At 42.9% G+C, this 15,243-nt stretch carries 14 protein-coding genes and 4 tRNA genes; 9 read left to right on the top strand and 9 right to left on the bottom strand.

Annotation, left to right across the window (positions count from 1 at the left end; genetic code table 11):
- Nucleotides 1-152: 152 nt before the first annotated feature.
- The 6 genes from FTV13_RS13925 to rnr all read right to left on the bottom strand — a co-directional run bounded on the left by FTV13_RS13925 (nucleotide 153) and on the right by rnr (nucleotide 7,006).
- Nucleotides 153-1,028 (bottom strand): DMT family transporter, encoded by an 876-nt coding sequence (locus tag FTV13_RS13925; protein ID WP_180012368.1) that lies wholly within the window; start codon nucleotides 1,026-1,028, stop codon nucleotides 153-155.
- A 60-nt stretch (nucleotides 1,029-1,088) separates the two neighbouring features.
- The gene (locus FTV13_RS13920; protein ID WP_034169654.1) at nucleotides 1,089-1,508 is read right to left on the bottom strand and encodes a hypothetical protein; all 420 of its coding nucleotides are present in this window, start codon (nucleotides 1,506-1,508) and stop codon (nucleotides 1,089-1,091) included.
- Between the two features lie 14 nt (nucleotides 1,509-1,522).
- The gene (locus FTV13_RS13915; protein WP_171064841.1) at nucleotides 1,523-1,735 is read right to left on the bottom strand and encodes a YheV family putative zinc ribbon protein; all 213 of its coding nucleotides are present in this window, start codon (nucleotides 1,733-1,735) and stop codon (nucleotides 1,523-1,525) included.
- A 40-nt stretch (nucleotides 1,736-1,775) separates the two neighbouring features.
- Nucleotides 1,776-3,815: a M3 family metallopeptidase gene (locus tag FTV13_RS13910; protein WP_180012366.1), complete on the bottom strand. Its 2,040-nt coding sequence runs from the start codon at nucleotides 3,813-3,815 to the stop codon at nucleotides 1,776-1,778.
- A gap of 83 nt (nucleotides 3,816-3,898) precedes the next feature.
- On the bottom strand, nucleotides 3,899-4,480 hold the full coding sequence (locus FTV13_RS13905; RefSeq protein ID WP_180012364.1) for a hypothetical protein: 582 nt from the start codon (nucleotides 4,478-4,480) through the stop codon (nucleotides 3,899-3,901).
- Nucleotides 4,481-4,558: 78 nt separating this feature from the next.
- The gene (rnr, locus tag FTV13_RS13900; protein WP_180012363.1) at nucleotides 4,559-7,006 is read right to left on the bottom strand and encodes a ribonuclease R; all 2,448 of its coding nucleotides are present in this window, start codon (nucleotides 7,004-7,006) and stop codon (nucleotides 4,559-4,561) included.
- 261 nt (nucleotides 7,007-7,267) lie between these two features.
- On the opposite strand from rnr, the gene FTV13_RS13895 reads away from it, so the two are divergent.
- The 5 genes from FTV13_RS13895 to FTV13_RS13875 all read left to right on the top strand — a co-directional run bounded on the left by FTV13_RS13895 (nucleotide 7,268) and on the right by FTV13_RS13875 (nucleotide 8,608).
- Nucleotides 7,268-7,357: transfer RNA gene (locus tag FTV13_RS13895), tRNA-Ser, on the top strand.
- A 13-nt stretch (nucleotides 7,358-7,370) separates the two neighbouring features.
- A tRNA-Arg gene (locus FTV13_RS13890) sits at nucleotides 7,371-7,447 on the top strand.
- 49 nt (nucleotides 7,448-7,496) lie between these two features.
- A tRNA-Arg gene (locus FTV13_RS13885) sits at nucleotides 7,497-7,573 on the top strand.
- Between the two features lie 117 nt (nucleotides 7,574-7,690).
- Nucleotides 7,691-8,299, top strand: a complete 609-nt coding sequence (locus FTV13_RS13880) for a dihydrofolate reductase family protein (RefSeq protein ID WP_180012361.1) — start codon at nucleotides 7,691-7,693, stop codon at nucleotides 8,297-8,299.
- Between the two features lie 232 nt (nucleotides 8,300-8,531).
- A tRNA-Arg gene (locus FTV13_RS13875) sits at nucleotides 8,532-8,608 on the top strand.
- A gap of 100 nt (nucleotides 8,609-8,708) precedes the next feature.
- Here FTV13_RS13875 and FTV13_RS13870 read toward each other — a convergent pair.
- The gene (locus FTV13_RS13870; RefSeq protein WP_180012359.1) at nucleotides 8,709-10,010 is read right to left on the bottom strand and encodes an SRPBCC family protein; all 1,302 of its coding nucleotides are present in this window, start codon (nucleotides 10,008-10,010) and stop codon (nucleotides 8,709-8,711) included.
- A 160-nt stretch (nucleotides 10,011-10,170) separates the two neighbouring features.
- Between FTV13_RS13870 and FTV13_RS13865 the strand changes: the two genes are divergently transcribed.
- The 3 genes from FTV13_RS13865 (at nucleotide 10,171) to FTV13_RS13855 (ending at nucleotide 12,534) form a co-directional block, all read left to right on the top strand.
- Nucleotides 10,171-10,668, top strand: a complete 498-nt coding sequence (locus FTV13_RS13865) for a YcxB family protein (RefSeq protein WP_180012357.1) — start codon at nucleotides 10,171-10,173, stop codon at nucleotides 10,666-10,668.
- A 26-nt stretch (nucleotides 10,669-10,694) separates the two neighbouring features.
- Nucleotides 10,695-11,336, top strand: coding sequence for a fumarylacetoacetate hydrolase family protein (locus FTV13_RS13860; protein WP_180012355.1), 642 nt, complete (start codon nucleotides 10,695-10,697; stop codon nucleotides 11,334-11,336).
- 259 nt (nucleotides 11,337-11,595) lie between these two features.
- Nucleotides 11,596-12,534 carry a DMT family transporter gene (locus tag FTV13_RS13855; RefSeq protein WP_180012352.1) on the top strand — a complete coding sequence of 313 codons (939 nt, stop codon included), beginning with the start codon at nucleotides 11,596-11,598 and terminating at the stop codon, nucleotides 12,532-12,534.
- 127 nt (nucleotides 12,535-12,661) lie between these two features.
- Here FTV13_RS13855 and FTV13_RS13850 read toward each other — a convergent pair whose 3' ends face one another.
- Nucleotides 12,662-13,909 (bottom strand): YihY family inner membrane protein, encoded by a 1,248-nt coding sequence (locus tag FTV13_RS13850; RefSeq protein ID WP_180012350.1) that lies wholly within the window; start codon nucleotides 13,907-13,909, stop codon nucleotides 12,662-12,664.
- A 113-nt stretch (nucleotides 13,910-14,022) separates the two neighbouring features.
- Here FTV13_RS13850 and wrbA point away from each other — a divergent pair, with 113 nt between their 5' ends.
- A complete protein-coding gene (gene wrbA / locus FTV13_RS13845; RefSeq protein ID WP_166135591.1) occupies nucleotides 14,023-14,619 on the top strand; it encodes an NAD(P)H:quinone oxidoreductase in 597 nt (198 codons plus the stop codon).
- Nucleotides 14,620-14,670: 51 nt separating this feature from the next.
- Here wrbA and FTV13_RS13840 read toward each other — a convergent pair whose 3' ends face one another.
- On the bottom strand, nucleotides 14,671-15,078 hold the full coding sequence (locus FTV13_RS13840) for a hypothetical protein (RefSeq protein WP_171069954.1): 408 nt from the start codon (nucleotides 15,076-15,078) through the stop codon (nucleotides 14,671-14,673).
- Between the last annotated feature and the right edge of the window lie 165 nt (nucleotides 15,079-15,243).

Here is a 15,243-nt window from a genome sequence, read left to right as displayed (position 1 = left end):
CATGAAATACGGTATTCTGATGTGACAAAACCTGAATCCTGGTCGTTAAAGTGTTTGTTTGCACTCATATTTTAACTGTTAGGACTCAGGTTTTTTTATTTAAAGCAAACTATGGGACAGCAGTGCCTTCGGGTGCTTTTTTTATTGTGGCCTTAACGCAGCCTAAGCTTATTTTGTAAAACAGGACTACACAGTAAAATCCCACAAAAAATCAGCCCTAATCCGAGCAGGCTATAGAGATCCGGAACTTCCTGCCAGAATAAATAGCCCCATAAGCCAGCGAAGAAAATCGCAATATAGTTCACTGGTCCAATCTGACCAGCAGGTGCCAGTTTATAAGCATTGGATAGAAATAACTGGCTGGTATTTGCCAATAAACCGGCTGCAATTAAATAACCGAGTTCAGTCAGGGTATAAGGACGCCAATGCCAGAACATTGGAATCATGAAAATCAGGGTGCCGATCAGACAGAAATAAAACACAATTCGTTCTGGTGGTTCGGTCTGGGTCAATGCGCGAACCGTGACAAAAGCCATAGCAGCCAAGAAGCTGGCACTCAAGCCAATCACAGACATTAGGTTAAATAAACCGGAATCAGGCTTAGCTACGCACAACACGCCAATAAAACCGATCGCAGCAGCCAGTAACATGCTTTGAGTGACTTTTTCTTTTAGAAACAGCCAAGCAATCAGCGGAATAAAAATTGGTGAGGAATAGGTAAAGACCATGGCATTGGAGAGCTTTAAATGTGCAATGGCATAGAAAAATCCATACATCGCCGTCAGACCTGCGACAGAACGCCAGGTGTGCATCCAGAGTTTTTCAGTTTTAAAAAAGTTAATGCCTTTATTGAAGATTAAAGGAAGAAAAATAAACAGGCCGACAAAATTCCGGAAAAATACCACAGTGGCATTGTCAACGGTGTGTGAGGCGAAGCGGATACAGACGCCCATGACTGAAAACAAAAAAGCGGAACAGGTCAGAAAGACAATTGCCTTAACCAGATGCGAGGGGGAGGCTACACTCATGAGGGAACTTAGCTAGAAAATCTGTGGATATTCTAGCTGAAAATCCCTAACTCATTCTGACTATTGTGCCAGTTGTGCTTCGAGTAACTTGATTTGTTCCTCTTTGAGTTTAATCAGCTCATCCGCATCACTATGCTGTTGCTTCAGGCTTTTTTCCTGCTCATTGAGCTGTTGCTGAATATCTTCCAGTTTGGCAATTTCTTCTTTCGCCAAAGTGGCATTTTCAGTGACTTCTTCTCTTATAATAGAGGCATCGACCAAGACATTTTCAGAAGTAGGCACAATTTCTTCCGGTTCAGGTTCTGCTTTAGGTGCAGCTTGTGTCACCGGTGCGTGCATCAAGTCACCCTGATGTGCCGGTAATGTTTCATTTTGCGTGAGAAAAAACTGTGTAATTATTAAAACAGCAATAATCACAACAATTAATCCACTCACTATTCCCCATAAAAGTTTAGGATTTTGTCGATGATCTAGAGTCATTTAGGTTCCCGAAATTATTCTTTTGGCTGACGGGGTTTAAACTGAATCACACCAATTTCATCCGGAACGGCTGGTGACTCAGGTTCCTCGATATGGGTAGGACGGTTTTCTTCATACCCACATTCGATACATTCAATCCATTCAGCTTCACCAGAGGTCAGCATAACGATCCGATCCAACGCCTGACATTTAGGACATTTTGCGCCTGCAATGAAACGACGTTTGATAGCCATCATACTCACCCTGTGATTTACTTAAAAACGTAGTTTAAGCGTTTTTAGAGCGGTTCGTCCAACCTTGATGACGTAACAAAGCATCTATTTTTGGCTCGCGTCCGCGGAAATTGATAAATGCGTCAAGTGCTGTATCTTTTCCGCCAACTGCTAGAATTTTTTGTCTAAACTGCTTTCCGGTTTCAGTGTTAAAAATTCCTTCTTCTTCGAAGCGATCGAAGGCATCACTGGCCAAAACTTCTGCCCATTTATAAGAATAATAGCCCGCTGCATATCCACCCGCGAAGATATGACTGAAGCTGTGCTGGAATCGGTTATATGCTGTAGTAGGTAAAACGGCATATTTTTCACGAATCTCGTTTAAGGTTGCCTGAATCTGTTCAGCACTCAATGCCGGATTGGCACGGTGAATGGTCAGGTCGAATAAAGCAAATTCCAGCTGACGCAAAGTTTGCATACCGGACTGGAAGAAACGGGCATCTAATAAAGCTTTTAACAAGTCAGCAGGTAAGACTTCCTTGGTTTCGATATGTTCGCTGAGCAGGTTTAAACTGTCCTGATCCCAGGCCCAGAATTCCATAAACTGGCTTGGTAGTTCGACAGCATCCCAATCCACGCCATGCGTACCAGCCACGGCAATATTGTCCACCTCTGTCAGCATATGATGCAGACCGTGACCAAACTCATGAAACAGGGTAATCACTTCATCATGAGTCAGTAGTGCAGGGCGGTTACCCACAGGTGGAGTAAAGTTTGCTACCATATAACAGATTGGTTTTTGCAGGCCTTCAGCAATTTGCATGCGTGAACGGAAGCCGCTCATCCAGGCACCGCCACGTTTGCCCTGACGTGCATAGAGATCGAAATAGAAACCGCCAATCACTTCGCCCTGATCTTCCAGTTCAAAATAACGCGTATCTGGATGCCAGACTGGCGCTTCACGTTCAACCACCTGAATGTCATATAAACGTTTCAGGATACTGAACAGGCCTTGCAGAATTTTTGGAGCCGGGAAGTAGGGTTTTAGCGATTCCTGAGACAGATTAAACTGCTGCATTTTCAGCTTTTCAGAATAGTAACTGCTGTCCCAGGGCTTTAATTCAGTAATACCATCTTTAGCAGCAATGGCTTTCAGTTCAGCCACTTCCTGTTTAGCAGGCGCACGGGCATGTTCCGCCAGATCACGCAGGAATTCATCGACAGCTTCGACATTTGGCGCCATTTTGCTGGCCAGCGAATATTCGGCATAGTTATTAAAGCCTAATAGTGCTGCCATTTCCTGACGTAATTTCAGGATTTCTTCCATGATGGCTGTATTGTCAAATTCAGTCTGTTCGGACTGATCTGACGCGCGTGTGGTATAGGCTTTATAGAGTTCTTCACGCAGGCCACGATCTTCGGCATGAGTCATAATTGCCAGATAAGACGGGAAATCTAAAGTGGCAACCGGCTGATCCAGTTCACGTTGCTGGCCATACTGTTTTAAGAGTTCAATATTGCTTTCAGACAGGCCCGCTAATTCTTCTTCCTTAAGCGGTCTGAAATAAGCTTGAGTTGCATCCAGTACATGATTGGAGAAATCTGAGGAAAGTTGTGACAAACGTGCAGAAATTTCTGCATAGCGTTTTTTGGCTTCACCCTCTAGAGCCACACCTGACAATTTAAAGTCACGTAGCGCCAGTTTAATTGCACTTTGCTGAGCTTCCGGCAGTTCATTGAAGACCGGTGCATCCTGTACATGCTGATAGGTTTGATATAGCGCCGTATGCTGGCCCAACTGGGTATAGTAATCACTTAGACCCGGTAATAATGCCTGATAGACATCACGGGTTTCACTATTATTCATGACTGCGTTGAGATGCGACAAAACACCCCAGGACTCGCTCATATTATTTTCTAGCGTGTCGACCTGTTTCAGAACAGCAAGTTGTTCCTGGACAGTATCAGGTGTCTGGTTCAGTTCATTTAGAAATTGCAAACCTTGCTGAATGCAGTTTTCAATTTTTTGTTTAAGATCTGCCAGCGTAATCTGATCGAATTGTGGAACGGGTAAAGTTGCTTTTTCTAATGTCATGTCGTTTCTGCCGAAGTCATTTCCTGTGTTAAATCTAGATGTAGGGCTTATTGGCAGGGAAATCAAGCATACGACGGTATTATTTATTCGACTTCAGACTGGATCCTGATCTCTTCAATCTCATGCACAATGCTGCCTAAATTACTTGTTGTAAGCTTAAGCTGTAGTTCAACGGGTTTATTTTGATAAAGCAGAAACTCAGAAGCAGATAACTCCATAACCGGTAAATGTCTATATTCTGTGTCAAAGGCATAAGAGATATGATTTCGAACACCTTTGAATTTCCCAGCCTGAGTAGTAATCGAAATACTGTTAGTTTCGCCTGTCAGCTTCGTATAAAGATAGGGTGGATAGGTGGTCAGATTAATCCAAAGTGCTGAGATCATGACCGAAGGAAAGATAAAAAGACTATAAAAATTGGGGCACTTTCTGAAATTACGCCAATGATAAGGTGGAAACCATAAACCATGCTGTTTGAGTCTTATAAAATACAGCAATATTCCAATACATATGACACAGCTTATAATCAATGCAAAATAATTCGTAAGTGGCGTTGCTACAAAATTAAAATACTTGAGTGCAATAAAGTCACTGAGGATCAAAATCGTAAAAATTAGAATCGCATAGATATGTAAATGCTGTTTATTATTTGATGCAATAAGCATGATATTTTTTTAGTCGTTATTTAACTGCATTATAAAATAAAAAGAGCGCCGTAGCGCTCTTTTTATGATCATCAGAAATTATTCAGTCTTGGCTTTTGCATTCGACTTTTTCTTTTTGATCTTGGCTTTTTTCTTTACTTTATCTTTAGCCTTTGCTTCAGACTTTCCTGCAGATTTTTTAGCAGGCTTTTTGCTGTAGGAACTGGGCTTGGATTTGTCTTTTTTGCGTCGTATGGGCTGTTCTCCATCATCACTGGGCTGGGCTTTTTGCGCACACTCATGATTATTGAAGACTTCCTCTTTTGCTTCCGGACGTGGTGCAGGTTTTTTTTCTGCGACACGTGGAGCACGGGCGCGAATTGGACGACCCGCATGAGTCAGTTGCTGGATCAATTCAAAGTCAATTTTGCGTTCTTCCAGATTGACTCCAGCGACCTTGATCTTGACTTCATCACCCAGACCAAAGATCTGGCCACGGTTCTGGCCGACCAGACTCTGGCTGCTTTGATCAAAGACAAAGAAGTCATCGCCCAACTGGCTAACATGCACCATACCATCGACATAGAGGTCTTTCAGCGTGACAAACAAACCAAATTCAGCCGTTGCACTGATAATTCCGACGAACTCTTCACCAAGATGTTGCTGCATATAGTGACATTTCAGCCAGGTCGTTACAGAGCGGGAGGCTTCATCAGCACGGCGTTCTGTCGCTGAGAAATGCTCACCGGCATCATCTAAAGATGCACCTGAAATTGGATATGGCTTTTTACTCAAATGAGCTTTGATAGCACGATGTAATAACAGATCCGGGTAACGGCGAATTGGAGAAGTGAAGTGTGTATACGCTTCATAAGCCAGACCAAAGTGACCAGCATTGTCGGCACCGTAATAGGCCTGCATCATGGAGCGTAATAACACGGCATGAATACTTGGCGCATCAATCCGGTCTTTGGTCGCTTCAATCACCGCTTGATAGTCAGCTTGGGTTGGCTGTTCCGGGAATGGCAGACCCAGCAGTTTCACGAAATCACGAACTTTCTGGATACGTGAGAACTCAGGGGGTTGATGCACCCGGTACAGCATCGGTATTTCATTTTTCAATGCATATTCAGCTGCTGCAACGTTGGCTAGCAACATACATTCTTCAATCAGCTTATGCGCGTCATTGCGGGTACGTGGCAGAATCTCATTAATACCACCCAGCTCATCGAAAGTCATATAGGTTTCAATGGTTTCGAATTCCATCGCATTACGTTCAGCACGTAAGCCTTTTAGAATCTGATACAACTGGAACAGGGTATTTAGTGATTTACGTACACTACGATCTTCAGTGATTGCTGTACTGTCACCTTCAAAATACTTCGCGACCTGATCATAGGTCAGACGTGCCTTGGAATGCATGACTGAAGGATAGAATTCATACCCAGTGACTCGGCCAGCACGTGACAGTTTCAGGTCACAGACCATGCACAGGCGATCGACATTCGGATTTAATGAACACAGGCCATTAGAGAGTGCTTCAGGCAACATTGGTAAAACGAAGTGTGGGAAATACACGGATGTCCCGCGTTCTTGCGCTTCATCATCCAGTGGTTTGCCCGGACGTACATAATGACTCACATCAGCAATTGCCACGACGACACGATAACCACCGCCCGGACGTTTTTCTGCATAGACCGCATCATCAAAGTCACGTGCATCTTCCCCGTCAATGGTGACAAGCGCTAAATCACGTAGATCGACACGGCCGTCACGGTCTTTGGCAGAAGGCTCTTTAAAGCTTTCCGCTTCTTTCAAGACTTCTTCAGGGAATTCATATGGCAGGCCATATTCCAGAATCGTCTGTGGAATGATGATTTCGGTATCGGCTTTGTCTGCCATCGACTGCACAATATGGCCAGTCGCAAATTCTTCTTTGGTTGGGTAGGTATCAATTGCCACGCGGATTGAATCGCCGACTTTGACCTGGGCATGCTCGATCAGCTCTTTTTCTAGAGTAATAGGCTGATGTGCATTTGGATTAGCTGGCTGAACAAAATATTCGCCTTCATATTCAGACACTTTACCAATGATCTGTTTGACACGATGCTGCAAAACCTCGGTAATAAAGCCCCAGGCCTTACCTTTGCGGTCTACTGAGGTCTGACGGACTTTGACACGGTCACCGTTAAAGACCTGACGCAATTCACGTTCAGGTAAGAGCAGGTCATCTTCACCTGAAATATTGGCTGTGCCGCTTCCCTTGGAGTTGATATATACCGTTGCTTCATGCTCAGGCTGTTCCGCCGCGATCTGGAACTTGTAACCGTCTTTCATCAATTGCCCGTCACGTACCATCGCAATCAGACGATGGCTCAGGGCATCAATACTTTTTTGATCGGCAATTTCAAAATATTCCACCAGGTCAGCATGGGACAGGGCAGTTTTTTCTTCTATAGTTTCGAGAATCAGGGTACGGCTTGGAATAGGGTTGTCATAACGTTCGGCTTCAGCTTTTGCTTCAGGATCGACCCAATTTTTCATCATATCTTTAAAGTGTCCTTGGAGATAGGTTTAGCATAAGTCATGTCAGTGCAGACTGCACGTAAATGATTGCAATAATCTGTTTAAGTTTTCGATTTTTGGCTAATTTTAGATAACTGGAAATTTATCGGGTTTTTTCAGGACTTAAATGACTAAAAACAGGGAAATTGTTTAAAAAGTATTTAAACGAGCAAAAATATGCAGTTTTTTTTCAAGCTGTGCTTGCAGTGCTATGCCGAAATTTGTATTATGGCGGCACGTTACGGTGAGATGGGTGAGTGGCTGAAACCACGTCCCTGCTAAGGACGCATACGGGCAACTGTATCGAGGGTTCGAATCCCTCTCTCACCGCCACTTTACTTATGTCGCGCTCATAGCTCAGCTGGATAGAGCACTTGGCTACGAACTAAGGGGTCGGGAGTTCGAATCTCTCTGAGCGCACCAATAAGTAAACCGGAAAATAACGCAGTCTAATAAAGACGACACAAGTTACGCGCTCATAGCTCAGCTGGATAGAGCACTTGGCTACGAACTAAGGGGTCGGGAGTTCGAATCTCTCTGAGCGCACCAACTTGAACAATGAACCGCACATGTTGCGGTTTTTTTGTGCCTAAAATTTACAGAATCCGCCTGAATCACATGCTAAAAATAAATCCTAGATGACTCAATAAAAATAAGGGCAGCGTAATGAGAAAAATTATTGTCCAGGAATTTCTGACTCTAGATGGTGTAATGCAGGCACCCGGCGGCCCGGAAGAAGATACATCTGGTGGCTTTCAATATGGTGGCTGGGTGGCGCCGTATTTTAGTGCTGAACCCGATGCAGCATTTGATCGCATCATGCAAAAATGGATGCAGTCTACCGATATTCTGATTGGTAAGAATACCTTTCAGATTTTTGAGCCTTACTGGCCGAAGCATGCTGAAGACTGGCCAGGAATTAATGAAGTAAATAAATATGTGCTATCCACCAGTTTGGATCACTTGGACTGGCAAAATACGATCTTTCTAAAAAGTATTGATGAGATCATTAACCTGAAGGCTTCAGGGGAGGGGAATATTCGGGTGTATGGCAGTGCTGCAGTGGTACAGGCGCTTTTTAAACATGATCTTGTGGATGAACTCTATTTAATAATGACCTTTCCTATAATATTGGGCAAAGGAAAACGTCTATTTGCTGAAGACTCTATGCCAGCAGCATTTGCACTGACAGATCATCAAGTGACTTCAAATGGCGTGGTATTGAGCTGTTATCAGCGGGCAGGCAAGGTTAAAACTGGCCTGGTTGGAGAATAGCTCTATTAGGCTGTGAGCAAATGAATATGAGGTAACTGAAAGATTAATTTAGCTAATCCTGAAATTTTGCCAAGTCTGGGTTATTGCTTTTAACTCTAAATTTGCAGGAATTTTCATCAAAAAAACTGAAATATTGTAGTATCGTTTAATTACTGTACGTTCGGTTATAATTTTATTAAAAAACACTTAACAAGTGCTGAAAACTCTATATAATGCACCCCATCAAGACGTCGCGCTCATAGCTCAGCTGGATAGAGCACTTGGCTACGAACTAAGGGGTCGGGAGTTCGAATCTCTCTGAGCGCACCAATCTTGATAAAGAATTCTGAAAAAACCGCACATTGATGCGGTTTTTTTACGTCTTTAGTTTTTAATTTTTCATATAAAAAACCAATAATTAGACATGAACTTAAGATTTTAATTTCTGCTGTACTTTTAAGGCATAGACGGTATTACCACCAACTGCCGGCAACATGTCATGATAGGGAAGGCTGCGCATGGCTTTCAGTAAAAAAGGCGCCTGATCATGAATTTTCATGGAACTGGTGATTTGGAATAGCGTTCCCTGAGATTGCGGCAAAAGCTTCATTCCACCCCGTACAAATTTTAAATCTCCGCCATTAGCATAGAATTGGTTTTGTAAGGTATTTGGCTGTTCAAAACGCATTTTAAAATTAAAGGGAATCTGAATGACGCCCAAGCCGACTGATACCTTGTAGTTGGCATCAATACTTTGCGGGTTGACTGGGTTCAGTTCCACTTTTTTGATTTGTCGCGGAAAGAGTTTCTGGCTGGCCTGAGCCGATAACCAAGGCTGCAGCTTCTCAGTTGGATGTGAGAAATATTGATAGGTAGTACTGAATCTTAGATTTTCTGAACCTTTACCGGCCTTGACCTGATAATTGGGCAAAATAAAGCTGACAGGTTGTCCTGATTTTTGACTAAGCTGGGCAATTTTCTGAGTTTGCTGATTGCTGAGCTGAACTTGGGGTATTGCCATATTTAAAATTGTAGCAGCAGGATATTTAAAACGCTGTTGTAAAGCTTCAAGCAGAAAGGCATTGGTGCCAGCAGGAATGCCGAGTTTGGCTTCCGGCAGGGTATTTAGAATCTTGCTAAATAGAAAACCTCGCGGCTGGTTTAGATCACCCCATTGCGTCACCGTTACTAAGGTTTTATTGGGGCTCAGTGCAAACCATTCCAGCTTTCCGGCCCCATAGGGAATTGGCGCGTCCAGAATTAGTGTGCTGATACTGTTATTTTCCAGATGATGCTGCATCACCACAGTTTCTTTAAAGTTTAAGACCGGGATTGGGGTAGGAATATGCACCTGATATTTGACTTGTTGAATGCTACCTTGCTGTTCAATCACCTTGGCGGATTTTAGGGTCGGAAACAGGCCGACATAATTCGGATAATGTTGCAGTAATTTTTCGACTTGTGCTTCGGATGCAGGCAAGACTACAGCCGCACTATAAAACTGGGATTTGCTACTAGAAGCCGTTTTAAAAGTCGGTAGATGGGTTTTGCTGGCAGGATGCGCATAAATCAGGATACGTTCGCCAGTGAGTTCAGCCAGTTGCTGAGAATTGCCTTGAAATACATCAAGACTGCTTGGCAGATTAGGGGTCCATGGCGTTATTTTTGCAAAAGCCGGTGAGATTGCACATAAGGTACTACTTATCAGCAGATAGGGGATTAATCCTTTCATCCAATATCCTGTTGTGTATTTTTTGTTTTAATCATGATTTATTTAAAACTAAATTCAGTTATTTCCAAAGCAAAGTTATGTAATTGATAGCATAAGCCATGAGTTTTAAGCATATTTTGATATAGTATGGATCAGGATTTTATATTTTTGATGTGATGCTATGACTGAGTTAGCACCAACTTTATCCACCCGTTATTATCTTACTTTAGAAGAATCTCAGGATGGATTTGCTCTGGCCACTTTTGGCAAAAAACAGATTTCACGCTTTCTGACGCCTTTGGTTAGCATCGGGATTATTATCTGGGGCTTCTCAATGGACCTGAATGGGGTTGGCCGTTATTATGTGGCATTGGGTGCCTTCTTCCTGATTTTACAGGGCATCATGCGCTACTGGTTCCTGCCGATGATGTTTAAGCGCCAGTTTGTAAAATATCAGTTTGGAAAAAGTGAACAAGGCATTGACCTGTTTCAGGACTATGCAGAAATTTTCAATAACGGACGTAGCAAGGTCGTGCATTATAATGAAGTACAAAGTTTTGCTATCGGCAAGCTGACCTATATGCTGGAACTGAAAAACCGTACAGTGGTGATTGTGCCAAAACGTGCCTTTAAAGATGGTACTGAGCAAAGCATTTTCGAAAATACCTTCAAGAAATAAGACAGATCAAGAACAGGAAAGAGATCATGAGTACACGTCCATCGAAAATTGTTTGTGTCGGTCGCAGTTATGCTGATCATGCCAAAGAGCTTGGAAATGCGGTACCTGATCGTCCTGTGCTGTTTATCAAGCCACCGAGTGCTTTGACATCACTGGATGCTGGTATTGAATGGAATCCGGACTGGGGTAACTGTCATTATGAGTGTGAACTAAGTTTGCGTATTGACCGTACCTTAAGCAAGGAAAATGATCCTGCCAAAGTTTTGCAGGCAATTGGTGCTGTGACTTTAGGTCTGGATTTGACCTTACGTGATCTGCAGGATGACCTTAAGAAAAAAGGTCAACCTTGGGAACGGGCCAAAGCTTTTGATGGTTCTTGTGTACTTGCAGACTGGATACCGGTAGCCGATGTCATTACTGACTGGAAAGATGTGCACTATACGCTGGAGATCAATGATGAGCTGCGTCAAAAAGGCGATACAGCTTTATTGATTTTTGATATCGCAACTTTATTGGCAGACATTAGTCAGTTATTTACACTGGAAGAAGGTGATGTAGTGATGACCGGTACACCAGCAGGGGTGGCAGCCTTGCAATCTGGTGATCAATTGAAAATGACCCTAAAAGGCCAAAATCAGGATTATGTCTGGACGACATTTGTAAAGTAAGACCGGATTTTTGAGATCAAGGAGCCGAAGGGCTCCTTTATTTTGTTTAGAAAAGTGTAATGAGCAAGGGATAATTTATCAGACTGATCAGGCACGGTTGCCATTCAGTTTCTAGATATAAATTGGATAGCGTCTAAATCGTTTTTTACGCATCACGAATATTGCCTGAATCCCCCCATCGTATGTCTATTTTGATGTTATATCTTCTACTTCTAACATTTTTAGTATGTAGCGGCTCCAATCAAGAACGGGAATATATTTGAATCATCGTCAGGCACTAGATGTCAAAGCATCTGCCATCATGTTTGTACTGTGTATGTTGTGGGGTTTGCAGCAGGTCGTACTGAAGTGGGCGGCCAGTGATATTTCTGCCCTGATGCAAATTGCATTACGTTCAGCCTTATCTGCACTTATGGTTTATCCTTTAATTCAGCAGAGTGTACGCCGTCAGCTTTGGAATGCACGATACTTATCTGCGGGTTTACTGGTTGGTGTGCTGTTTGCCGCTGAATTTTATCTGGTGGGTGAGGCGCTGCGTTATACCTCAGCTTCGCATACCATTGTCTTGCTCTATACTGCACCAATTTTTGTGGCTTTGGGCTTGCACTGGAAACTGCCGGCGGAACATTTGTCTCATGTGCAATGGGGAGGAATTTTTCTTGCCTTTAGTGGTATTGTGGTGAGTTTCCTGCTGCGCCCGCAGACAGGATCTGCTTTACAATCTCATGCCTTATGGGGAGATTTTCTGGCGCTACTGGCGGGCGTGTTCTGGGCAGCCACGACCGTGAGTCTACGTTTGAGCTCGCTGGCTGAAGCGCCTGCAACCCAAACCTTATTCTATCAATTGCTGATCGCTGGCATGGTATTGTTGCCTTTGTCCTTTTTGACTGGGCAAGCCAGTATCCAATGGACGACCTTGTCTATTTCTAGCCTGATTTTTCATACGGTGGTGATTTCCTTCGCCAGTTATCTGATCTGGTTCTGGATGCTAAAACATTATCTGGCTTCACGATTAGGGGTATTTTCCTTTTTAACACCAGTATTTGGCATGCTGTTTGGCGTGTTAATTCTAAATGAGCATATCGAGATCAATTTCATTGTTGGGACCTGTATGGTGATGCTGGGCGTGATTCTGGTGAGTTTACAGGGATGGTTAAACAAGCCTGTGCCTCAGATCAAGACTCAAACCTCTATATAAAAATCCGGTCAATGAAAATAACGACACTTAGTTTTTGGATTATAGCTTTAATGACAGCAAGGATGATTATCTGCTGACAATTGATCCAATTCATTTAAAAAAATCCTCTCAAAAGAGAGGATTGAATTTATTTACTGCGGAACAGTTCTGATAATGGAAAACTGAGCTTTTCTTCCAGAAACTGATCAGTTTCATTCAGTTTAGGTGAGAACTTTTGCATCCAGAGATCATCAGTATGCACATCAGTCAGATGCTGTTTGCGCGGCAATGGATAAGGAAGCTGTAGATAAAAATTCCAGAAGCTGACCTGATCCAGATCGCGTACCAGCACATATTCATTGTCATCTGTACGTTTAATCAGATTCTGTTTTTCAAGCATGCTGACATAGCTAGGCCAGCGTCCAATTTCATCCCGTCCCAAAACTTCTAGTGCCTGGGCTTCACTGACACTTTCACCAGTTTTCTGCTTTTTATAAAACAGTTCTAATAGATCCAGCAACATGACGATTGGATGGCGCTTATTGTCCTGTCCAGATTCGAATGCAGTCAGGGCATAGCTGATTTCCACGCCCAGCAATACAATAATCCAGGACAGATAAATCCAGAGCAGGAAAATAGGGACAGCTGCGAAAGCTCCGTAAACAATTTCATAACTGGTAAAGTTTGACATCAAAAAGCCGAACAGGTTTTTCAGAAGTTCGAAGACGATGGCACTAAACAGACCGGCAATAAAAGCTGATTTGAGCGGTACACTCCGATTGGGAATAGTCCAGTTCAGAATAAAAAAGCCAAGCACGGTCAGAGAAAAAGATATTACCCAGAGAATAAAGGCACCATCCAGTTCATAACCGGCAAAGTTATTACTGAGAATATTCATGGAGGCCAAAGTAGAAGAAATCACAAAGGCGCTGCCCAGCAAAATTGGACCAAGTGAAATTATGGTCCAGTAACGCATAAAACCGATAATGCCACCGCGGGTTTCAGTCACACGCCAGATCCGGTTAAAGACCGTTTCGATACTACTGAGCATCAGTACTGTTGTGATAAATAAGAAAAGAATACCGATAATAGTTAAATTGCTGGACTTCTCCGTGAAGGCATTGAGGGCTTTATCGAAAGCGATCGTTGTTTTAGGTAAAAAGTTACTATAGATCAGCTGTTGGAGCTGTTGTCGTGCCGGTTCCAATGCTCTGATTGAAGAGATAATGACCAGAAACACGGTCAGCATCGGAACTACAGCAAACAGGGTAGTATAGGTCAGTGAACCAGCCTGCTCACGACATCGGTCAGCCTCGAAACGCCGTAGTACAAATAAAATAAATTGAAACCAGTGTTTTTCATAAAAAGGTAACTTCTTTAAATATTCAACGATCATGCGCTTTCAATCTCAATTTTTTTATTCATCATGAATTTTCATTCTTCAGCTTACCCAAAAAAGTTGCGAAATACCGTATAGTTTTATTTTTTTAAGTAATGAATAAGAACTTTATGCAACCTTATGTCCTTGTTTTATATTACAGCAAATATGGCTCAACCAAAGAAATGGCGCATCTGATTGCGAATGGTGTTGAAGCAGCAGGAATGGCTGTAAAAATTCGTACTGTTCCAAATATTGCGACCGTAGTGAAAGAAGCAGAGCCGAGTATTCCGGCAGAAGGTGATATCTACTGTACTTTAGATGATCTTGCCCAGTGTGCTGCTTTGGCATTAGGTTCACCCACCCGTTTTGGGAATATGGCTTCAGAAATGAAATACTTTTGGGATCAGACCACCAGTTTATGGCTGAATGGTGCTTTGCATGGCAAGCCAGCCTGTGTTTTTACCGCGTCAGGCTCAATGCATGGCGGACAGGAAAGTACTTTACTGACGATGCTACCGCCATTGTTTCATCACGGTATGATGATCATGGGATTAAGCAATGCGACACCAGCTTTGTCTAATACTAAAAGTGGTGGTACGCCTTATGGCGCAAGTCATGTGAGTGGCCCACGACATGACCAAGGCTTAAGCCAGGATGAGAAAATTTTGTGTGAAGTACAGGGTAAACGTCTGGCCGAGGTTGCTTTAAAACTCTATCAGGCTTAAGAAATTAATTAAAAAAGGAAATGAAGAATCAGCTTCATTTCCTTGATTTTATTAATCTTCTTTTTGATCTTTTTGATCTTTTTGATCTTTTTGATCTTTTTGATCTTTTTGACTGAATCTGTGTTTGCAATTCAGACACTGATAATCCAGAAACAGATTGCGATCTACAGAAACACCTGCTTTTTTACCTAAGAAGTTTCCGACCACGCCCCCAGTAATGCCTACGCTGATTGCGCCTACGAAGGTTCCCACCGTGCCGCCTACAATTACCCCTAAAGGACCTGCGACTGTACCAATGGCAGCGCCAATTGAAGCGCCAGAGGCTGCGCCACCCACTGTACCGGCCGTGGCGCCGGCTGAGGTCATTAAAATACCACCAATTTTTTTCAGATTCTTTTCGTGATCGCGTAGCTCAATTTCCGTTGAACCACATTTAGGACATTGCATAGGATTTTCCATCAGCGATTAGTATTTATTCATTTTAAGCAAATGTGTGATATGGAACCTTACTTAGACAAGTAATTATTCAGCACATCCGGCTCAACAGTATGTAGGTTCTGAATATTGAAGTCAGGAACATTTCATACCAATTTGATTCTAGTGGAATTTTATTCAGAGAAGTTT

This window comes from Acinetobacter sp. YH12235 (genome assembly GCF_013417705.1).
GTDB lineage: Bacteria > Pseudomonadota > Gammaproteobacteria > Pseudomonadales > Moraxellaceae > Acinetobacter.
The sequence above is the reverse complement of the archived record's forward strand: the minus strand, read 5'-3'. Positions and strand labels throughout refer to the sequence as shown.